Consider the following 19621-nt stretch of genomic DNA (forward strand, 5'->3'; position numbering starts at 1 on the left):
CACGATGTTCCGATCTTCGGCATTTCAGGGACGAGGAGCGGTTTCCGGTCACCCGCAAACCCTGATAAACAGCGCAGGTCCTTTTTCCGGACCCATTCATGGGCATATTTCCCCCATGGCCGGGCCTGAAGCAAGGGCGGTCGAGACAGGAATTACCGGGGTATCATGTCGTCACAGCGAAGCATCGTGATCGGAGGGGGCGCATTTGCCGGTCTGGGACTGGCGCTGGCGCTGCGGCAGGGTCTCGGTCCGGAAATTCCGATCGTTGTTGCCGATCCGGCTTTCGCGATGAAGCCGAGCCGAGATCCGCGCGCGTCGGCAATCGTCGCCGCCTGCCGCCGGCTGTTCGAGGTGGTCGGTGTTTGGGATCAGGTGGCCGACAGCGCCCAGCCGATCCTCGACATGGTGGTGACCGACTCGCGGCTTGAGGACGTGACGCGCCCCATCTTTCTGACCTTCGGCGGCGAGGTCGAGCCCGGCGAACCGTTCGCGCACATGGTCGAGAACCGCCACCTGATCAACGCGCTGGTGATGCGCGCGGAATCCGAAGGCATCGAGCTCAACGCGGTTGCGGTCTCTGCCTATGAATCGAATCCCGAAGGCACACGCGTCACCTTGAGCGACGGCCGCGCGATCGATGCGAGTCTGCTGGTGGCCGCCGATGGCGCTCGCTCGAAGCTGCGCGAACGCGCCGGCATTGCGACCCACGGCTGGGATTACGATCAGTCCGGCATCGTTGTCACGGTCGGACACGAGCGCGATCATCAGGGCCGTGCCGAAGAGCACTTTCTGCCCGCGGGGCCGTTCGCGATCCTGCCGCTGAAGAACAACCGGTCCTCGCTGGTGTGGACCGAGAGCCGCCGCGAAGCCGCGCGGCTCATCGAGCTGCCCGACACTGAATTTCAGAAAGAACTGGAGACACGGTTCGGGCTTCACCTCGGCGAGGTGAAAGCGCTCGACAAGCCGCGCGCGTTCCCGCTCGGCTATTTCGTCGCGCGGTCGTTCATCGCGGAACGCCTGGCGCTGGTCGGCGACGCCGCACATGTGATTCATCCCATTGCGGGGCAGGGGCTCAACATGGGCCTGAAGGATGCGGCGGCGCTGGCGGAAGTGATCGTCGATGCTGCGCGGCTCGGCATCGATCCCGGGCAGGCCGATGTACTGGAGCGCTACCAGCGCTGGCGGCGGTTCGATACCGTGGCGATGGGCGTCGCGACCAATTCGCTGAACATGCTGTTCTCGAACAAGTCGACGCTGCTGCGCACGGTGCGTGACATCGGTCTGGGTCTGGTTGATCGCATGCCGCCGCTGAAAAGCGCGTTCATTCGTCAGGCGGCAGGTTTGTCCGGCGAAGTGCCGCGGCTGCTGCGCGGCGAGGCGCTCTAGAGACGCTGTTTGGTCGGCGAACTCCGCCTGACGTAAGGTCAGGCGGAAAGCTTCGCCAGCTGTTCGCCCATCAGGCGATGCAGCAGGTTGATCGCCTTGAGCGGCCGGACCATCACCTTGAAATGAGTGATCAGGCGTCCGTCATCGCTGAACGTGATGATGTCGACGCCGTTGATCTTGACGCCCTCGATCTCGTTCTCGAACTCCAGCACCGCGCCGTTGTCGTTGCGCCATTCGCCGAGATACTTGAAGCCCGGGCCGCCGAGCACCGTTCCGGCGCTGGCCAGATACTTGAATGTGATCTCGCGTCCGCGCTGCGGCGTGTGGACGACGGGGCTTTCGAACACGGCGTCAGGGTGAAGCAGGTCCCACAGCGCTTTCTCATCATGAGATTTGAGGAAGTCATGCCAGCGGTCGAGGGCGAAGGGTCGCATCGGTCGTCTCCGATGTTGATGTGTCCGGCGTCGAGGCGTCGCCGCCTGTACGGTGGGTGAGCGCAGTCCAGGTCTTAGTCGATACGCCGCGCTTCTTCCGGCAGCATGATCGGGATGCCGTCGCGGATCGGATAGGCAAGCTTGGCCGACCGCGAAATCAGTTCCTGCCGCGCGCTGTCGAACTCCAGCGGCCCCTTGGTCTGTGGGCACACCAGAATTTCCAGCAGTTTCGGATCGACGCCGATTTCGGGTCGTTCGTTCGGCGAGGTCGTCATAGGTCAGCTCCACAGTCTTGGCTTGGCTCTTTGTATCACACCCGCGGCGGTCCGGATCAACTGACCGCGCGGTTTCGTTGTCGCAGCCCGTTACGCCGGGGCGTTGGCGATCCTGATCAGTTCAGCGAGAATCTCCTCTTGCCGTGGCTTTGGCAAAGACTTGTCGGAGAGCGTGAAGCCGAGAAAAGTCCAGTAGAGAATCTGGGCGCGCGCCTGCGCCACGGCGGGGGAATATCCCTGCGCCACAAACAGGCTCTCCATGTAGGACAACCTCCGCTTGTCGATGGCCTGCACTGCAGCGCGGGCGGTCGGATCGACTGTGGCCCAGGTGCGCACCGCAACGTCCAGTGTGAGCCTGCTACCGCCGAACGCCCGGCGCAGCAGCACATTCATCGGAATCTCGCCCTCCGGCGATCGTTCGAGACTGGCGATGATCTGCTCGGTCGTGACCTCCCGCCAGCGTTTCAGCAGGGCGGTATGGAACGCGCCGACATCCGCGAAATGCCAATAGAAGCTGCCGCGTGAGACGCCCATGGCCTTGGCAAGCGGCTCGGCCTTCAACGCCGTGAACCCGCTTTCGGTCAGAGTTTTCAAACCCTGATCGAGCCAGTCGGCGGCGGATAGCTGGTCGGGTTTCGCGCTGTTCTTCACCGATGAACTCCTCCGTCAATGACACCATACACAACTGTATTGACGGGCGCCAGCGCCGGGTGCATAAGCCATACACAACTGTATGGCCAGGAGAAGCGCCAATGCGCGATCTGTTGCTGCAAGTCTCGGGAGCTCTCGCCATTGTCGTGGCGCTGATTCACGGCACGCTGGGAGAAACAAGAATATTCGCGCAGGGCAATAGCAGGATCACCATCGAACCCGCGCAGGTGCGGACCTTGCTGCGCCTAGTCTGGCAGACCGGTACGGTGGCGTGGATCGGCGGAGGGGTTCTGTTGCTGACGGCGCCGTTGATGGGCTCGGACACGGCGCGCCATTGGATCGTTGTCATAATGGCCGTGGTGTTTGCCTTCGCAGCCGCGGCCAATGCCTGGGCCAAGCGCGGCCGTCATTTCGGATGGATGCTGCTGAGTGTGGTGGTCGTGCTGGCGATCGCCGGATACTAACCCGGACATCATTCGCTACTGTAGCGGTGGATCGCCGGATGTCTGCTTCTTGGCGAGATCCATCTCGGTCACGGCGATCAGGATTTCCGCGCGGGTCTTGAGGTTCGGCGCTTCCAGCAGCGCCTGCTTTTCCGCCGGGCCATAGGGCGACATCATCGCGAGTGCATTGACCAGCGCCTCATTGGGCGCGCTTTCGATGCCGTCCCAGTCCACCTTGAGCTGGTTGGCTTTGAGAAACTGCGTCAGTGCTTCCAGCAGTGCCTTGCGATCGACTTCTTCCTCGCCCTTGCGCGCAATGAAATCGTCGAGGAATGGACTGAAATCCACCTGGCACTGGCGGTACGGTGTCAGCACCGTCTTCTCATCGAGAATCCTGAAGCGCGCAACGCCGGTCAGTTCGAGGATGTAGCGGCCGTCTCCGGATTCCGCGAGCTGGGTGATGCGGCCGACGCAGCCGACCTTGAACAGGGCCGGCCGTTCGTTGCTTTGGGAATGGGTCACATCGGGCTGGATCATTCCGATCAGGCGGTGTCCGTCGCGAAATGCGTCGTCCACCATCTGAAGATAGCGCGGCTCGAAAATATTGAGCGGCATCTGGCCGCGCGGCAGCAGCAACGCTCCGGGCAACGGAAACACCGGAATGACTTTCGGCAGATCGGCGGGCCCACGGTATTCAGCGTTGATCGGCATCCGCTTTCCTCAACTCAGGCGTAAGAAGCTCGGTCAGGAGCTTCAGGAGAAAAGGATCGTCGACAGACGTTTGCGGCCGTCCACGGTCGCGTCGTCGTCCGGCCCCCACGCCTCGAAAAACTGCACGAGCTTCTTGCGCGCGCCGTCGTCGTCCCATTTGCGGTCGCGCTTGACGATGTCCAGCAGATGACCGGCGGCCTCGGCGCGTTTACCGCTGGCGTTGAGCGCGACGGCGAGATCGAAGCGTGCCTGATGGTCGAGCGGGTCGGCGGCGACCTTCTGCTCCAGTTCGGTCACCGGGCCGACGGCCTTCGCCTGTTCCGCGAGATCGAGCATTGTCTGCACCGCGGAAATCGCTGCATCGCCGCGCTTGGACTCCGGCACCATCGCCAGTGTCTGCTTGGCCTGCTCGAGCGCGCCGGCGGAGACATAGCATCGCGCAAGCCCGGCGAGCGCGGTGAGATTGGTGGCATCGACCCCGAGCACCTCGGCATAGATCGACGCGGCGGTTGCCGGATCGCCCGCCGCCATCGCGGCTTCGGCTTCATTCAGAATCAGGGCGACATCGTCTTCCGGCGCGGGCATTCCGGCGGTCAACTTGTCGATGAAGGCGGTGACCTGGCTTTCGGGCACAGCGCCCATGAAGCCGTCGGCCGGCTGGCCGTTGACGAAGGCGATCACGGCCGGGATCGACTGGATGCCCATCTGTCCCGGAATGGCGGGATGCTCGTCGATGTTCATCTTGACCAGCTTGACCTTGCCCTTCGCAGCGCGGACGGCCTTTTCGATCACCGGCGTGAGCTGCTTGCAGGGGCCGCACCACGGCGCCCAGAAGTCGATCAACACCGGCTGGCGCTTCGATTCCTCGATAACGTCCTTCACGAAGGTCTGGGTCGTGGTGTCCTTGATCAGGTCCGGCGGCGTCGCTGCCGCGGGTCCGGTGCCTTGCTCGACTATCGTCACGTGATCCTCGCCTGCCGCGTTATTTGGTGGAGTTGAGCCGCTTCTAGCACGCCTCGGGCCTTTTCCGGCAGCTTCGATCCGCCGCAGAGAAAATGGCCGATATGCAAGAAGGCGCGATTTTCGTGCGGCCTCGGGTGGCCGTCGGGGCGAAAATCGCGCAAAGCCACAGATGGAGGTCTTTTGGGCGATTTTCAATCGGGTCAAGGACCGTCATGTACGACAAAGGCCCATGAAAACATCGATTTGGCCCGAAACAGCCGGAACCGGGCCTGCAGATTAAAGGTTTCACCCTGTTGCATTGCATGGCCGCTTTTGGCATAGGTTTGCCCGGCGGCGCGCGTTGCGCCCCGCCAATTCTCTGTGATGCGGGTGTAGCTCAGGGGTAGAGCACGACCTTGCCAAGGTCGGGGTCGAGGGTTCGAATCCCTTCGCCCGCTCCAGAAATTCTTGGCCGATCAGCGATCTTCGGATCGTTCGTCGAATGACAAGCCGCCGCAAGGCGGCTTTGTCGTTTTTGCGCCGTGAGGCAGCTACCGGCTCAGGCCAGTTGCGATTCGTAGGCCTTCAGGTGGGTGTAGACGATACGCAGCAGCGGCACGCTGAGCGCCCCCTTCGCGTTGGTTTCCGCGCGGCGAATCAGGTCGCCGATGATCTGATCCGCCTCGATCCGCGCATTGCTGCGGATATCGCGCAGCATCGATGCGGTAAGCTGCGACCCCGGCGTGAACAGCAGACCCGCCGTGCGCTCGAGGAATTCAGGCCGCGGCGCATGACCAGCGGCTTCGGCGATCGCGGCGATCTCCGAGCGAAGCGCGCGAATGAACTGCTCGCCGCCGGGTGCGCCGGTGATATGACCGGCTGGCGCACGCATCAGCGATGTCGCTCCCGCCAGCGTGGCGAGAAACACCCACTTCTCGTACATCTCCTGCATGATGACGTCGCTGGCCCGGGCGTCGAACATCGCGCCCTGCAGCGCCGCCTCGATCCGCTTGGCGCGATCCCCCTTGGGCGTGCCGCGTTCGCCGAACGACATCGAATGCATCGGCGCGAGATGATGAATGACGCCTTCGGCGTCGAGCATCGAGGCGACCTGGCACTGTCCGCCCATCACGCGGTCGATGCCGAACTTCGCATCAAGCACCTCAAGATGCTTCATGCCGTTGAGGAACGGGATGATCGCGGTGTCGGGACCGACGGCGGCTGCGAACGACGCAATCGCGTCGTCGAGATCGTAGGCCTTGCAGCTCAGGATAATGACGTCGAACGGCGCGGTGATCTTGTTTGCCACAACAGTCGGTGGATTTGTCAGCGTGACGTCGCCAACCGGGCTCTTGATGATCAAGCCGTTCTTCGCCAGCAGTTCAGCGCGCTTTGCGCGAACGAGAAACGTGACGTCGCGTCCCGCCTGCAGCAATCTGCCGCCGAAATATCCGCCGGTCGCGCCAGCGCCGATGACCAGAATGCGCATCGTTAAATCCACTTCTTTCAGGGTTCCGGGCGATCCCGAAAAACGTGAAGCGGTTTTCGGATCAGACGCGCCCGGGCGAGGGGTGAGGCGCGTGATCCTTGCTCAAACCCTGATGCGGGCGCAAGGCAAGGTTGAACCGTTGCTGCGCCCGGCTGTTATGCGCGGCGCGACTACCACTTCTCGCCGAACGGACGGATCTCAAGCTCGAACGTCCATGCGCTGCGCGGCTGCTGGTACAGCAGCCAGTAGGATTCCGCGACCGACGATGGCGGCATCAAGAGATCAGGATTGTCGAGCGCATCGGGGCCATTGGCCTCGATACGCCGCTGCCGCACCCATTCGGTATCGACACCGGAATCGATGATCAGATGCGCGACGTGGATGTTCTTCGGCCCGAGTTCACGCGCGGTCGCCTGTGCCACGGCGCGCAGGCCGAATTTGGCGCTGGCGAAGGCCGCATAACCGGACCCGCCGCGCAGGCTGGCAGTGGCGCCGGTGAAGAAGATGTTGCCCTTGCCGCGCGGCAGCATCAGGCGCGCCGCCTCGCGCCCGGCCAGGAAGCCCGAATAGCAGGCCATCTCCCAGACCTTGCGGAACACGCGCCCGGTGGTGTCGAGGATCGGGAAGTTGACGTTGGCGCCGATATTGAAAATGCACACTTCGAGCGGTGCATGCTTGTCGGCGTCGCCGAGGAAGGAAACGATCTCGTCTTCCTTGCGCGCATCGAGCGAGCGGCCGTGGATTTCGCCGCCCGCCGCCTCGATTTCCTTGACTAGCGGCGCGAGCTTGTCGCCGTTGCGGCGGCCCGCGAACACCGTGAAGCCCTCGGAGGCGAATTTTTTTGCGATCTCGCCGCCGATATAGTCGCCGGCGCCGATCACCGCCACGGTCGCATTTCGTTTGGCCAAGGTCCGTCTCCTGTCAACAGAGGTGATTGCGGTTACCGGGAGCGCGGCAGACCTTTTGGGTCCGCCGCGTAAGGTTAGATTATCACTTCGCGTCGTCGTTAAGTAGTTGGCCGAAAAGATCCCAGGCCTTGCCATTCCATCGCTGGAGATGAAGCTGGGTGTACATCTTGTTGTTGGTAGGACCGGTATTGACGACGATACCGGGCAGCGACATCGGCAGTGCGAGCCCCTTGATGTTGCGGGTCTGCTTGAGGATGTTCTCGCGCGATAGATCGTCGCCGCACTGCTTCAGCATCGCCTCGAGTACGACGCCCTGATGCATGCCGGTGAAATAGTTGCTCTCGGCGAGATCCGCACCCGGCATATACTTCTCCATGAAGGCCCGGTACTGCTTGACGCCCGCATCGTTCGCCCATTTCGGATCGTCCACGTCCTTGCGGTAAGTCGCGGTTACGACGCCTGTCGAAATATCGAGTCCGGCCGGCGTCAGTACCGACGCGATCGAACTTGCAATGAGGTTGGTGATGAGCAGCGGCTTCCAGCCGGATTCATGGGTTTTGCGGATCGCCTGCGCCGCGAATTTCGGCGTGCCGGCGAACAGCAGCACGGTTGCGCCGGTGCTCTTCAGGGACACGATCTGCGAATCGATGGTGGGCTGGCTGACTTCATAGCTGCTGGTCACCACCTTGCTGTCGAAGGCTTCCTTCAATTCGGACTTGAAGCCTGCGATGAAGTCCTTACCCAGGTCATCGTTCTGATAAAGAATCGCGATCTTGGCGTTGGGCATTTCCTTGGCGAGATAACGCGCATAGGCACGCGACTCGGTGTCGTAGCTCGGCAGCCCGGTGGTGATCATCGGGTACTCGTTGTAGTCCGTGAATCGTGTGGCGCCGGTCACGATGAAGGCCTGCGGAACCTTCTTTACGGCGAGATATTTCGATATGGCGAGATTGCTTGGCGTGCCGAGCGTCGAGAACACGAAGGCGACTTCATCGGATTCGACCAGCTTGCGGGTATGTTCGACCGCTTTCGGTGGGCTGTAGGAGTCGTCCAGCGCGATCAGGTTGATCTTGCGGCCGTTTACGCCGCCCTTGTCGTTGATGAGATTGACGTAGGCGATCAGCGATTTGCCGACAGCGCCCAGCGCAGAAGCCGGGCCGCTAAAGGGAAACACCGCTCCGACCTTGATCTCGGTCGCCGTCACGCCTGGTGCATCGCCTGCCGCTGCCGGCGCGGACACTCCGGCGAGCAACAAAGCTGCCACGGTGGCCTTGAGTGCTGTTCTCCTCAGCATCGTTCTCTCCCATTTACTGATTGGTTTTGCGTCACCGGCCCGCGTGGCGCCCGGTGTTCTCATTTCGACCAATAGAGTTCTAATATAGAACTGTCAACGATGATCAAGGTACGCGACGTCTGCCGCGCCGCACAACACCGGGCTTCACGCTTAGGCGATCCCGAGGTATAGTGGATACCAAATCGGAATTGATGACGGTCATTGACCCGGGCGCATCGCCCGAAGATGACGGCACGGAGATGCGATATGAAATGGGAGACTCTCGACGAAGAGGCCTGTTCGGTGGCGCGCACGGTGTCGGTGATCGGCGACCGCTGGACACTGCTCATCCTGCGCGATTGTTTCCGCCGCATCCGGCGGTTCGATGAATTTCAGTCACGCCTCGGCATCACGCGGCATCTGCTGGCCGAGCGTCTCAAGAAACTCGTGCGTCAGGGCGTGCTGCGCCGGGTCGCCTATCAGGAACGTCCGAAGCGTTACGAATACATCCTGACCCAGAAGGGGCTGGATCTGCATCCGATCATGATGTCGATCGTCCACTGGGGGGACGTGCACATGGCGGATGAGCGCGGCCGGCCTGTGCTTCACCAGCACAAGACCTGCGGCCACCATTTCGATCCGGTGATGACCTGTTCGGTGTGCCACGAGCCCTTGGCGGCCAAGCAAGTCCACGTGCATCCGGGACCGGGCGCGGACCGGTCAAAGCTCGTGCTGCCGTCGCTGGAACAGCAGGCTCTCGACTGATTTCAGCAGGCGGAATAGCGCGATCCGATTCCGGCCGTGCCGGCTCTCGACTTTTGGCGGCGCGGCTGGCACCAGTGAGACGTCCATCGACGTCGCACAGGAGCGGTCGCCATGCTCACAGTTCATCATCTCAATAATTCCCGTTCACAGCGTGTGCTCTGGCTGCTGGAAGAGCTCGGCATCCCTTACGAGATCGTGCGCTATCAGCGGCAGCCATCGATGCTGGCGCCGAAGGAGTTGCGCGCGATCCATCCGCTGGGCAAGTCGCCGGTCATCACCGACAACGGCAATACCATCGCGGAATCCGGCGCCATCGTTGAGTACATCATCGACACCTACGGCAATGGCCGCCTGATCCCGCCGCCGAAAACGCCGGAGCGGCTGCGCTACACCTACTGGCTGCACTACGCCGAAGGCTCGGCGATGCCGCTGCTGGTGCAGAAGCTGCTGTTCACGCTGGCGCCGAAGCGTGCGCCGGCGCTGATGCGGCCGCTGCTCATGCCGGTGTTCGGCAAGATGCTGACGACACTGGTGAACCCGCAGCTCAAGCAGCACATCGCGTTCTGGGAAGGCGAGCTCGGCAAGAGCGAATGGTTCGCGGGGAACGATCTCACCGCCGCCGACATCCAGATGAGCTTTCCTTTGGAAGCCGCGTCGGCCCGCGCCGGCCTCGATGAAAGCTACCCGAAGGCCTGGGCCTTCCTGCAGCGGATCCACGCGCGCCCGGCGTATCGGCGTGCGCTGGAAAAGGGCGGGCCTTATCAGGTCGGGCGATAGGTCGAGTTCCGATAGCTAGTGCGGGACGGCCCCGAGAGACGGCAGCGGCATCACCTTGACGCCCGGCGGCGGCACGTCGTCGTCCGGCACGAAAAAATCCGACAGCAACGGCACCGACGGATCGACGCGATAGTGTTCAAAATCGCGGACGCCGGCGTCGAACAGCACCTTGTCGTCGATGCAGAACTGTCCGGTGAATTCGCGCGCCGGTTTGTTGAAAATAACATGCGCGGCGTCGGCCAGGATTTCCGGCGTGCGGCTGGCGCGCATCATGGCGTCGCCACCCAGCAGGTTGCCCACGGCGGCGGTAGCAATCGGCGTGCGCGGCCACAACGCATTCACCGCCACGCCTGCGCGCCGAAGTTCTCCCGAGAGGCCCAGCACACACATGCTCATGCCGAACTTCGCCATCGTGTAGGCTGTCGAGTGCTCGAACCATTTCGCCTTCATGTCGAGCGGTGGCGACAGCATCATGATGTGCGGATTCGCAGCCTTCTTGAGATGCGGAATGCAGTATTTCGACACCATGAAAGTGCCGCGCGTGTTGATGCCCATCATCAGATCGAAGCGCTTCATTTCGGTCCGCTGGGAGTCTGTCAGGCTGATGGCGCTGGCGTTGTTGACGCAGATGTCGATGCCGCCGAATTCCGCGACGGTCATCTCGACGGCTGAAAGCACTTGTGTTTCGTCGCGGATATCGCAGATCAGCGGCAGCGCCCTGCCGCCGGCGGCCTTGATCGCTTCCGCCGCCGTGTAGATCGTGCCTTCGAGTTTCGGCTGCGGCGTTGTGGTTTTCGCGGCGATGGCGACGTTCGCTCCGTCCCGCGCCGCCCGCAGCGCGATCGCGAGTCCGATGCCGCGGCTGCCGCCGGTAATGAACAGCGTCTTGCCCTTGAGGGTCGTCATGTGAATTCTCCTTGAGCAAACAATGTCGATGAGACGAGCGCGATCCGAAGGGTTAGATAAACCCTACGCTAACCATTGGTTCAGTCATCAAGCAAATGTGGACGTATCTGCAATGCCTCTAGTATCCGGCGGCCTCTGCGCCGCGCGTGCGGGGATCGGCGGCACCGAGCAAGCCATCGGGCGTGACCGCGATGGAATTGACTGAGGTCTGCCCCAGCGGCGCGATAATGCGGTGGCCGCGTTCGCGCAGCGCCGTCAGTGTCGCTTCGGAGAAGCCGTGCTCGACGCGAACCTCATCGGGCCGCCATTGATGATGCAGCCGCGGCGCCGACACCGCCGCCGCAACATTCATGTCGAAGTCGATGGCATTGATGACAACCTGAAGCACCGCCGAAATAATGCGGCTGCCGCCGGGCGAGCCCGTCACCAGGACGGCCTTGCCGTCTTTCAGCACGATGGTCGGCGACATCGAGGACAGCGGGCGCTTGCCGGGGCCGGGCAGGTTGGCCTCGAAGCCGACAAGGCCATAGGCGTTCGATGCGCCGGGGGCCGCGGTGAAATCGTCCATCTCGTTGTTGAGCAGCACGCCGGTGCCATCCGCAACGAGGCCGAGGCCGTAGCTGAAGTTGAGCGTGTAGGTGTTGCTGACCGCGTTTCCGGATGAATCGACCACTGAGTAATGGGTGGTGTTGCTGCCTTCGCGCGGCGAAGCCAACGTTGTCTCGCTCCACGGTGTCGCCTTGGTCATGTCGATGGTGGCGCGCTGCTTCGCGGCGTAGTCCTTCGCGAGGAGTTGCTGCATCGGCGCGTTGACGAAAGCCGGATCGCCGAGATAGCGCGCGCGATCGCCATAGGCGCGCTTCATCGCTTCAATCGACACATGGAGCGTGTCCACCGAGCCCGCGCCCATCTCGCGCAGCTTGTAGCCTTCGAGAATGTTCAGCGTCTCGATCAGCACGGTGCCGCCCGAGGACGGCAGCGGCATCGATACGATCTCGAAGCCGCGATAGGTGCCGCGCACCGGCGTGCGGACGACCGGCTGATAGGTCTTGAGATCGTCGCGTGTGATGATCCCGCCCGCAGCTTGAATTCCGGCGGCGAGCTTTTCGGCGACTGCGCCATCGTAGAAACCGCTCACGCCGTGCGCGGAAATCGCCTCCAGCGTCACGGCAAGATCGCTTTGCACCAGACGGTCGCCGGGCTGCAGCGACGTGCCATCGGCACGCGAGAAAATCTTCGTGCTCGATGGCCATTTCGCCAGCCGCCGATGCCAGTCCGGCAGCGTGTCCGCTGTATCGTCGGCGATCGCGAAGCCGTCGCGTGCGAGCGCAATCGCGGGCGTGATCAGGTCTGCGAGTTTGAATTTCCCTGAACCGTATTTTTCCAGCGCCAGCGCCAGTCCCGCGACTGTGCCGGGCACGCCGATGCCGAGCGCCTGATCGCGGGATTTCTTTGTGTCGGGCTTGCCGTCGTCACCGAGAAACATGTCGCGCGTGGCGGCGGCCGGTGCGCTTTCACGATAGTCGATGGTGACGGCTTCATTGCTCGCCGCCAGGTGGATCACCATGAATCCGCCGCCGCCGAGATTGCCGGCGCGCGGATAGGTCACGGCCATTGCAAATCCGGTGGCGACCGCTGCATCGATTGCATTGCCGCCGCGCGCCAGAATGTCGCGGCCGATCTCCGCAGCGACCCGCTCCTGCGCGACGACCATGCCGTTTTTTGCCGCTGCCGGACGAACCGCATCGAGCGCAGGCGGTGCATAGTATCCATGCCGCGAATCCTGCGCGAAGGCCGGAGCGAACAGCAGGCCGAAGACGCCGAGAACGAAAGCGAGCGCGCGGCGCTTGGTAATCGGGGCCATGACTTCCTCCGGCAACCCATGTCTGGGTAAAAACATGTCTGGGTAAAAACGCGATAGCAATTGAACCGCCGCACTATATGGTTTTGCGGCAACGAGGGACAACGTCCGCGTTGATTCGGCAGGAAATTCGATCATGTCTCAAGTTGTTCCGGCGCATGACAGTCACGCAAACGTGTCGGCGCCGACCTATCCGCCGCGCTCGGCTGTTTTCGGCTGGATTCTGTTCGACTGGGCGGCGCAGCCATACTTCAGTCTGATCACGACATTCGTGTTCGCGCCTTATTTTGCGACCCATGTGGCGGCGAATCCCGCCAGCGGACAGGCGATGTGGGGATTCGCCACCGCGGCGGCGGGACTTGTGATCGCCATCATGTCACCGGTGCTGGGCGCGATCGCCGATGCCGGCGGACGCCGCAAGCCGTGGATCGCCGCGTTCGGTGCGCTGTTCGTGATCGGCGCGTCGATCATGTGGATCGGCAAGCCGGGCGATTCCTCCGTCATCCTGCCGCTGTTGATCGCATTCGGTCTTGCGACCATCGGCATCGAATTCGCCACCGTGTTCAACAATGCGATGATGCCGACGCTGGTGCCGCCGGAGCGGATTGGACGGTTATCGGGAACGGGTTGGGCCACCGGATATGTCGGCGGCATTCTCAGTCTCGTTCTTGTGCTCGGCTTTCTAGCGGCGAGCGGCGACACCGGCCGCACGCTGTTCGGCCTCACGCCGCTGTTCGGCCTCGACCCGGCAGCGCACGAGGGCGACCGCATCACCGGGCCGCTGAGCGGACTCTGGTTCATCGTATTCGTGCTGCCGATGTTTCTGTTCACGCCCGATCGCGCGGCGAAGACGCCCGCGCTTGGCGCAGTGCGTGAAGGCCTGCGCGAACTGCGCGAAACGCTGTCGACGCTGCCGGGCAAACCGGTGATGCTGACATTCCTGATCGCCAACATGGTCTACATGGATGCGCTGGTGGCGCTGTTCGCGTTCGGCGGCATCTATGCCGCAGGCACCTTTGGCTGGCAGACCCTTCAGATCGGCACCTTCGGAATCCTGCTGGCGTTTTCCGGCGCTATCGGGGCGTGGCTCGGCGGCAAGCTCGATGACCGGCTCGGTCCGAAGACCGTGATCGCGGGCAGCATGTCGATATTGCTGCTCGCCTGCGCGGTGATCCTGTCGATCGATCGCGACACGCTGTTCTTCGTGTTCAAGGTGACGCCGCCAGTGCCGGGCAAATTGTTCGGATCGCCTGCCGAGCAGGCCTATCTGGCGCTCGGTGTCTTGATCGGGATGGCCGCGGGACCGATGCAGGCGGCATCGCGCACCTTGCTCATTCGCCTCGCACCGAAGGACCGCATCACGCAGTTCTTCGGGCTGTTCGCGCTGTCCGGCAAGGTGACGTCATTCATGGCGCCGCTGGTGGTCAGCATCGTGACCGCCGTGACCATGAGCCAGAAGGCCGGTATGGCCGTGCTGGTGGTGTTCTTCTCGGCAGGACTTCTGCTGCTGTCGCGCGTGCGGGCGTAACCGCACGCGCTCTCCCGTCAGTGCTTGAAGTGCCGCGTACCGGTGAACACCATGGCGATGCCATGGGCATCGGCCGCCTCGATCACCTCGTTGTCGCGCATCGAGCCGCCCGGCTGAACCACGGCCGTCGCGCCGGCCTCGATCGCCACCAACAGGCCATCCGCGAACGGGAAGAACGCGTCGGACGCCACCACCGAACCCTTGGTCATCGGCGCAGCTAGTCCCAACTCCTTCGCGGCGTCTTCGGCCTTGCGCGCGGCGATGCGCGCCGAATCGACACGGCTCATTTGCCCGGCGCCGATGCCGACGGTGGCGAGATCCTTGGCGTAGATGATGGTGTTCGACTTCACGTGCTTGGCGACGCGGAACGCAAATCGCAGATCGTTCAGCTCGGCATCGGTTGGTGCACGTTTGGTGACGGCCTTGAAGGTCATGTCGTCGACCACCGCACTGTCGCGCGTCTGCACCAGAAGGCCACCGGCCACTGTCTTTGTCATGAGGCCGGCCGCGCGCGGATCGGGCAGGCCGCCGGCCAGCAGCAGGCGCAGGTTCTTGCGCTTGCCGATGATGGCGATGGCCTCTTCGGTGGCGTCGGGCGCGATGATCACTTCGGTGAAGATTCCGGCGACCGCGTTGGCGGCTTCCGCATCGAGCGTGCGGTTGAAGGCGATGATCCCGCCGTAGGCCGATGTTGAATCGCAAGCGAGTGCCTTGCGATAGGCGCTGGCGAGATCCACGCCCTCGGCGACGCCGCAGGGATTGGCGTGCTTGACGATGACGCAGGCGGCGGTGCGTTTCGCATCGAACTCCGCGATGCATTCATACGCCGCATCGGTGTCGTTGATGTTGTTGTAGGACAGTTCCTTGCCCTGAAGCTGGCGCGCGGTGGCGACACCGGGACGGCGATCGGGGGTCTTGTAGAACGACGCGCCCTGATGGGGATTTTCGCCGTAGCGCAGCGCCTGGATCAATTTGCCGCCGAAGGCGCGGAAGTCAGGCGCGTCGATTTTCAATTGATCGGCAAACCAGTTCGAGATCGCGGCGTCATAGGCGGCGGTCCGCGCGTAGGCTTTTTGCGCAAGACGCCTGCGCAGCGCCAGCGTGGTCGCGCCGTTGTTGGCCGCGAGTTCGTCCAGCACCGCCTGATAGTCGGATGCCTCGACCACGACGGCGACGTCATGATGGTTTTTCGCCGCGGCACGGATCATCGCCGGACCGCCGATGTCGATGTTCTCGATGCAGTCGTCCTCGGATGCGCCTTTGTCCACGGTCGCTTCGAACGGATAGAGATTGACCACCAGAAGATCGATCGGCGCGATGCCGTGATCCTTCATGCTGCGGGCGTGATCGGCGTTGTCCCGGATCGCCAGCAGTCCGCCGTGCACGTTTGGATGCAGCGTCTTGACCCGCCCGTCCATCATCTCGGGAAATCCTGTCAGGTCCGACACGTCGCGGACCTTGAGGCCGGCCTCGGCAATGGCCTTGGCGGTGCCGCCGGTGGAAACCAGCTCGACGCCGCTGTCTGAAAGCGCGCGAGCGAATTCGATCAGGCCGGATTTGTCGGAAACGGAAAGAAGTGCGCGCGTAACGCGGCGCGGGTGGTCAGCCATAAGGTGCGTCCTGGTTCGGATAGGTGTTGTCCGCCGGGTAGCATGGTTTTCCGCCTGGCAAAACCTCAATCCACCGCCTTATTGCCGTCAAATACGATGTCGTCCCGGCCTATGCTGGGACGACGAGCGCGAGGAATCTCCGCCACTCAAACTGATTTACAAGGGCAATTCCGGCTCGCGGCGGGCATCGCGGCGGGCATTGGTCACGGTCGCTGACGCAGACGAGCGGGTGAAACTCCAGCGGACGCTCGGCGAGTCCTTCCGGTTCTGCCGGATCACGATCTGGGCGGTCCGGCGCGGTCCGTCGGAGCCTGCCAGAAACACGCTGTCTTCCAGATCAACCTTGTCGTTGAGAGCCTCGAACGTCCAGACGTCGCGGTTGGGTAGCACCAGCATCACGCCGCGCGCGTCGGTGAGGCGGCTGGCCTTCACTGACGGATGCAGATGAAACCGCAGCACATAATCGTCGGGCTTGCTGCGCGACGACGCGCCGGATGCGTTCAGCAACGTATCTTCGCCGTCGAGCCGGCCGCCGTCGGCGGAGAGCGTCAGGCTGCGCTGATGCACGACACCGAATTGGCGCGCATAGGCGTCGTGGGTTGTCGTCAGTTGAATGCTGTCGTTGGCGACCTCGCGAAACACGCCGACATTGGATGGCCCGCTGACGATGGGCGCGCCCTGCAGCATTCGCTTCATCGCCGGAAGCTCGATGAACTGGCACGATGATGTGTCGTGACAGATCAGGGTCGAATGCGCCGCGGTCGAGCGCGCGAACGCGCGCCAGTTGTCACGGCCGGTTGAGGGAATTCCGCAATTGACCACGATGCGGCTGGTGCCGGACGACAATTCGAACGACAGGCAGCCCGCGTGGGCGTCGCGGCTCACTGCCGGCGGCGGCGGCGCGCCGGTATCCATGATGACCGCGGTCGAACCGGCATCGAGGCGCTGGAAACCCGAATGCGGCATGTTCGACATCGGGATGCCGTGGGTATCGTCGTAAGCGAGCAATGTGGCGAGTAGGCCCGACGGCGCACTGCTCATGCCGTTGAACAGCGCGAAACTGCCGTCGCCGTGGCGGAAGAACCGCAGCATCGGCATCATGCGGTCGATCGCATTCAATAGCGCGGGCGGCGGTGCGATGTTGCGGGCCGTGAACGTCTGGCGCAGTGGCAGGAGATCGGGCAGCAATTCGATCAGCGCGCCGGGATTGCGTGAAATGTGCCCGCCGTCGGGAAGCAGCTGCCGTTGTAATTCGTCGGAAAGCTTTCGCGACGCCGTGCGGATATGCTTGGCCTGATTGGCCAGACACAGCGACGCATAGCACAGCGCGATCAGCACCTGCAGGCGCGGCACGCCGTCGGGAATATCGACCATCGTATAGCGCAGATAGCGAATCTCGCGCGTCAGGCTGCGCAAAAAACGCCGGTAGAATTTTCCGTCGGCGTCGTTCAGCACCAGCGGTGCCTGCGACAGCAGCGAGACCACGCGCCGCGCCAGCACATCGGCGCGCCAGCCGGCGCCGCGCTTGCGGATCGGTTTCGAAATCCAGTCGTCGATCAGCGAGCGCGCGTTGGCGCGGGTGATGGCGGAATCCGCCGCGCGCAGATGGCGCAGCCAGCCGAAGCCGAGCAGGTTGGCTTCCCAGTCTTCCGACGGCGGATCGAGTTCAAAAATCGAGCGACCATGAGAGGTGACGATCTTGCCGGCGAAAACGAAGCGCCCGGCGTAGATTTCCGACGCGCGCGTGGCATCAACGGTGCGAAGATCGTTCGGCGCGATCAGCAGCCGGTCGGTGCGGCCCGGCCAGAAGCGCGACAGCGCAACCGACTGCCCGCTGGCGCGTGCGAGTACGTTCCGCGCGGCGCGGCCAAGCAGAAGAGACGAGATGCGTCGTCGGTAAGCGACCGCCACGTGCGCCCTGTCCTGATCACGCTGGCCGACGCGGACTTTCCTGCCGCCGGACGTGATCGTTCCCCATTAAACCGGAGCATTCCTCCCCGAAACCCACGCGGGCGCTCACGCGCCGCACCGTGAGGGAATCTCCGCGCACCGTTGTAATCCGAAAAATGCCCGCAAGGCACCCCCAAGGACATCGATCAGGCACACCTAAAGGGCATTCATTGGCGCGCGCACGACGGACGCGGCGGTTGACCGCTCGCCGCGAATCACTTGTGCGCCGGATCAGGACTTGAGGTCAGGATTTGATGAGGCGTGCCGCGTAAAAGCCGTCGAGGCCGCCCAAGCGCGAATCACCATGGGCGAGGTGCGAGGGCAGGGTGCGGACGTCGCCGTCGGGCGTGAGAATTTCGTCCAGTCCGGCTACTTCGTCCCGGCCGACGGGCGCGCGGCGCAGGCCTGATTCGGCGGCAAGGACGCTTGCAACGGCTTGCTCGCCTTCCTCCGGTTCCAGCGAACAGGTGCAGTAGACCAAGGTACCGCCGGGCTTCAGCAGCGTGACGGCCCTCTGCAGCAGGCGCCTTTGCACGGCGGCGAGCGCGCCGATGTCCGATTCCTGTTTCAGCCAGGCCACGTCGGGATGCCGACGGATCGTGCCGGTCGCGGCGCAGGGCGCATCGATCAGCACGCCGTCGAACAATTCGCCAGGCGGCTGCCATTCGGTGGCGTCCGCGACGGCGGTATCGGCCTCGAGCGACAGCCGCGCCAGATTCTCGCGCAGCCGCGCAATCCGATTCGGCGAGCGGTCGACTGCAGTTACCCGCGCGCCGGCGTGGACGAGTTGCGCGGTTTTGCCACCCGGCGCGGCGCACAGATCGGCGATGGTCTTGTCCTTGATGTCCCCGAACAGCCGGGCTGGCATCGCGGCGGCTGCATCCTGCACCCACCACTCGCCTTCGTTGAAACCGGGAAGCATGGTCACCGATCCATGCAGCAGCGTCCGCACCGTGCCGGTCGCAAGGGCTTCGCCATGCAGGCGCGTCGCCCAGCCGTCCGGATCGGATTTCACGGTCAGGTCCAGCGCCGGTTCGACGCTGATGGCGGCGGCCATCGCGCGTGCGGTGTCTTCGCCGTAGGCCGCGATCCAGCGCGCCGTCAGCCACGGCGGCAGATCGAGCATCTGCGACTTGACCTCGTCGATCAACGGCTGGCCTTCGCGCGCGCAACGCCGCAGCACCGCGTTGACGAGGCCGGCGTATTTCGCGGCCCGGCGATCCGCCTGCACAAGCCGCACCGACAGATCGACTGCGGCGTGATCGGGAACCTCCATCCACAAAATCTGCGCAGCGCCGATCAGCAGCGCGCTTTGTGCGCGCGGCGCGTCGCTTGGAATTCCGCGGTCGAGCAGCCGCGACAGCACATGGCCGAGCGTGCCCAATCGCCGCAGGATGGTCGCGACCAGCCGGCGCATCAGCGCGCGATCGCGATCGGCAAGCGTCTTCAATCCGGGATGCGCGCCAACGCCATCGAGCTGATCGTCCAGCATGCGGTGCTTGTGCAGCACGCCATCGAGAATATCGGCCGCGATCCTGCGCGCTGCGAGGCCGGGCACCTCGGTGGGCGGGACAAATCTCGAAGGCTTCATGCGGCAAAAAACATTCGCTGGCGGGACAAACGCGACGGACGTCGCAATGAGGTGACTACGTGGCACGGGAATATGCCAAATGTAAGAATTGTGTCGTGTGTGAATCGTCTTGTCTAAAACA

18 protein-coding genes and 1 tRNA gene are annotated in these 19621 nt (G+C 63.4%); 6 read left to right on the top strand and 13 right to left on the bottom strand.

Annotation, left to right across the window (positions count from 1 at the left end; genetic code table 11):
- Positions 1-165: 165 nt before the first annotated feature.
- Positions 166-1386, top strand: coding sequence for a ubiquinone biosynthesis hydroxylase (locus tag HNQ36_RS09765; protein WP_184084242.1), 1221 nt, complete (start codon positions 166-168; stop codon positions 1384-1386).
- A 38-nt stretch (positions 1387-1424) separates the two neighbouring features.
- On the opposite strand, the gene HNQ36_RS09770 is transcribed toward HNQ36_RS09765, so the two are convergent.
- The 3 genes from HNQ36_RS09770 to HNQ36_RS09780 all read right to left on the bottom strand — a co-directional run bounded on the left by HNQ36_RS09770 (position 1425) and on the right by HNQ36_RS09780 (position 2746).
- A complete protein-coding gene (locus HNQ36_RS09770; RefSeq protein WP_184084244.1) occupies positions 1425-1820 on the bottom strand; it encodes a nuclear transport factor 2 family protein in 396 nt (131 codons plus the stop codon).
- Positions 1821-1894: 74 nt separating this feature from the next.
- Entirely contained in the window at positions 1895-2095 is a 201-nt protein-coding gene (locus HNQ36_RS09775; RefSeq protein ID WP_046828165.1) for a Trm112 family protein, read from the bottom strand.
- A 90-nt stretch (positions 2096-2185) separates the two neighbouring features.
- On the bottom strand, positions 2186-2746 hold the full coding sequence (locus tag HNQ36_RS09780; protein ID WP_184084246.1) for a TetR family transcriptional regulator: 561 nt from the start codon (positions 2744-2746) through the stop codon (positions 2186-2188).
- Positions 2747-2847: 101 nt separating this feature from the next.
- On the opposite strand from HNQ36_RS09780, the gene HNQ36_RS09785 reads away from it, so the two are divergent.
- Entirely contained in the window at positions 2848-3210 is a 363-nt protein-coding gene (locus tag HNQ36_RS09785) for a hypothetical protein (RefSeq protein ID WP_184084248.1), read from the top strand.
- Between the two features lie 15 nt (positions 3211-3225).
- On the opposite strand, the gene HNQ36_RS09790 is transcribed toward HNQ36_RS09785, so the two are convergent.
- Both HNQ36_RS09790 and trxA read right to left on the bottom strand, forming a co-directional pair.
- Positions 3226-3900 carry an LON peptidase substrate-binding domain-containing protein gene (locus tag HNQ36_RS09790; RefSeq protein ID WP_184084250.1) on the bottom strand — a complete coding sequence of 225 codons (675 nt, stop codon included), beginning with the start codon at positions 3898-3900 and terminating at the stop codon, positions 3226-3228.
- A 42-nt stretch (positions 3901-3942) separates the two neighbouring features.
- Entirely contained in the window at positions 3943-4863 is a 921-nt protein-coding gene (trxA, locus tag HNQ36_RS09795) for a thioredoxin (RefSeq protein WP_184084252.1), read from the bottom strand.
- A gap of 365 nt (positions 4864-5228) precedes the next feature.
- On the opposite strand from trxA, the gene HNQ36_RS09800 reads away from it, so the two are divergent.
- Positions 5229-5303: transfer RNA gene (locus HNQ36_RS09800), tRNA-Gly, on the top strand.
- A gap of 98 nt (positions 5304-5401) precedes the next feature.
- Here HNQ36_RS09800 and panE read toward each other — a convergent pair.
- From panE to HNQ36_RS09815, 3 genes are all read right to left on the bottom strand, one after another.
- A complete protein-coding gene (gene panE, locus HNQ36_RS09805) occupies positions 5402-6331 on the bottom strand; it encodes a 2-dehydropantoate 2-reductase (RefSeq protein WP_184084254.1) in 930 nt (309 codons plus the stop codon).
- Positions 6332-6501: 170 nt separating this feature from the next.
- Positions 6502-7239 (bottom strand): SDR family oxidoreductase, encoded by a 738-nt coding sequence (locus tag HNQ36_RS09810; RefSeq protein ID WP_184084256.1) that lies wholly within the window; start codon positions 7237-7239, stop codon positions 6502-6504.
- A gap of 82 nt (positions 7240-7321) precedes the next feature.
- Positions 7322-8533 (bottom strand): ABC transporter substrate-binding protein, encoded by a 1212-nt coding sequence (locus tag HNQ36_RS09815; protein ID WP_184084258.1) that lies wholly within the window; start codon positions 8531-8533, stop codon positions 7322-7324.
- 246 nt (positions 8534-8779) lie between these two features.
- On the opposite strand from HNQ36_RS09815, the gene HNQ36_RS09820 reads away from it, so the two are divergent.
- Positions 8780-9277, top strand: coding sequence for a winged helix-turn-helix transcriptional regulator (locus HNQ36_RS09820; RefSeq protein ID WP_046828172.1), 498 nt, complete (start codon positions 8780-8782; stop codon positions 9275-9277).
- 111 nt (positions 9278-9388) lie between these two features.
- Positions 9389-10054 carry a glutathione S-transferase family protein gene (locus HNQ36_RS09825; protein ID WP_184084260.1) on the top strand — a complete coding sequence of 222 codons (666 nt, stop codon included), beginning with the start codon at positions 9389-9391 and terminating at the stop codon, positions 10052-10054.
- Between the two features lie 15 nt (positions 10055-10069).
- Here HNQ36_RS09825 and HNQ36_RS09830 read toward each other — a convergent pair whose 3' ends face one another.
- Positions 10070-10960 (bottom strand): SDR family oxidoreductase, encoded by an 891-nt coding sequence (locus HNQ36_RS09830; protein WP_184084262.1) that lies wholly within the window; start codon positions 10958-10960, stop codon positions 10070-10072.
- A gap of 118 nt (positions 10961-11078) precedes the next feature.
- Positions 11079-12824, bottom strand: a complete 1746-nt coding sequence (ggt, locus tag HNQ36_RS09835; protein WP_184084264.1) for a gamma-glutamyltransferase — start codon at positions 12822-12824, stop codon at positions 11079-11081.
- Positions 12825-12957: 133 nt separating this feature from the next.
- Here ggt and HNQ36_RS09840 point away from each other — a divergent pair, with 133 nt between their 5' ends.
- Positions 12958-14349 carry an MFS transporter gene (locus HNQ36_RS09840; RefSeq protein WP_184084266.1) on the top strand — a complete coding sequence of 464 codons (1392 nt, stop codon included), beginning with the start codon at positions 12958-12960 and terminating at the stop codon, positions 14347-14349.
- Between the two features lie 17 nt (positions 14350-14366).
- On the opposite strand, the gene purH is transcribed toward HNQ36_RS09840, so the two are convergent.
- From purH to HNQ36_RS09855, 3 genes are all read right to left on the bottom strand, one after another.
- The gene (gene purH / locus HNQ36_RS09845) at positions 14367-15959 is read right to left on the bottom strand and encodes a bifunctional phosphoribosylaminoimidazolecarboxamide formyltransferase/IMP cyclohydrolase (protein ID WP_184084268.1); all 1593 of its coding nucleotides are present in this window, start codon (positions 15957-15959) and stop codon (positions 14367-14369) included.
- Between the two features lie 156 nt (positions 15960-16115).
- Positions 16116-17870, bottom strand: coding sequence for a heparinase II/III domain-containing protein (locus HNQ36_RS09850; protein WP_184084270.1), 1755 nt, complete (start codon positions 17868-17870; stop codon positions 16116-16118).
- 283 nt (positions 17871-18153) lie between these two features.
- Positions 18154-19500, bottom strand: a complete 1347-nt coding sequence (locus HNQ36_RS09855) for an RsmB/NOP family class I SAM-dependent RNA methyltransferase (protein WP_184084271.1) — start codon at positions 19498-19500, stop codon at positions 18154-18156.
- Positions 19501-19621: the final 121 nt, after the last annotated feature.

Source organism: Afipia massiliensis (assembly GCF_014203115.1).
Taxonomy (GTDB): Bacteria; Pseudomonadota; Alphaproteobacteria; order Rhizobiales; family Xanthobacteraceae; genus Afipia; species Afipia massiliensis.

What these genes read in the sequence shown, in the direction of transcription:
- HNQ36_RS09825 (WP_184084260.1), top strand. Translation starts at nt 9,389, where the DNA reads ATGCTCACAGTTCATCATCTCAATAATTCCCGTTCACAGCGTGTGCTC.
- HNQ36_RS09855 (WP_184084271.1), bottom strand. Translation starts at nt 19,500, where the DNA reads ATGAAGCCTTCGAGATTTGTCCCGCCCACCGAGGTGCCCGGCCTCGCA.
- HNQ36_RS09840 (WP_184084266.1), top strand. Translation starts at nt 12,958, where the DNA reads ATGTCTCAAGTTGTTCCGGCGCATGACAGTCACGCAAACGTGTCGGCG.
- panE (WP_184084254.1), bottom strand. Translation starts at nt 6,331, where the DNA reads ATGCGCATTCTGGTCATCGGCGCTGGCGCGACCGGCGGATATTTCGGC.
- HNQ36_RS09765 (WP_184084242.1), top strand. Translation starts at nt 166, where the DNA reads ATGTCGTCACAGCGAAGCATCGTGATCGGAGGGGGCGCATTTGCCGGT.
- purH (WP_184084268.1), bottom strand. Translation starts at nt 15,959, where the DNA reads ATGGCTGACCACCCGCGCCGCGTTACGCGCGCACTTCTTTCCGTTTCC.
- ggt (WP_184084264.1), bottom strand. Translation starts at nt 12,824, where the DNA reads ATGGCCCCGATTACCAAGCGCCGCGCGCTCGCTTTCGTTCTCGGCGTC.
- HNQ36_RS09790 (WP_184084250.1), bottom strand. Translation starts at nt 3,900, where the DNA reads ATGCCGATCAACGCTGAATACCGTGGGCCCGCCGATCTGCCGAAAGTC.
- HNQ36_RS09770 (WP_184084244.1), bottom strand. Translation starts at nt 1,820, where the DNA reads ATGCGACCCTTCGCCCTCGACCGCTGGCATGACTTCCTCAAATCTCAT.
- HNQ36_RS09815 (WP_184084258.1), bottom strand. Translation starts at nt 8,533, where the DNA reads ATGCTGAGGAGAACAGCACTCAAGGCCACCGTGGCAGCTTTGTTGCTC.
- HNQ36_RS09775 (WP_046828165.1), bottom strand. Translation starts at nt 2,095, where the DNA reads ATGACGACCTCGCCGAACGAACGACCCGAAATCGGCGTCGATCCGAAA.
- HNQ36_RS09830 (WP_184084262.1), bottom strand. Translation starts at nt 10,960, where the DNA reads ATGACGACCCTCAAGGGCAAGACGCTGTTCATTACCGGCGGCAGCCGC.
- HNQ36_RS09785 (WP_184084248.1), top strand. Translation starts at nt 2,848, where the DNA reads ATGCGCGATCTGTTGCTGCAAGTCTCGGGAGCTCTCGCCATTGTCGTG.
- HNQ36_RS09820 (WP_046828172.1), top strand. Translation starts at nt 8,780, where the DNA reads ATGAAATGGGAGACTCTCGACGAAGAGGCCTGTTCGGTGGCGCGCACG.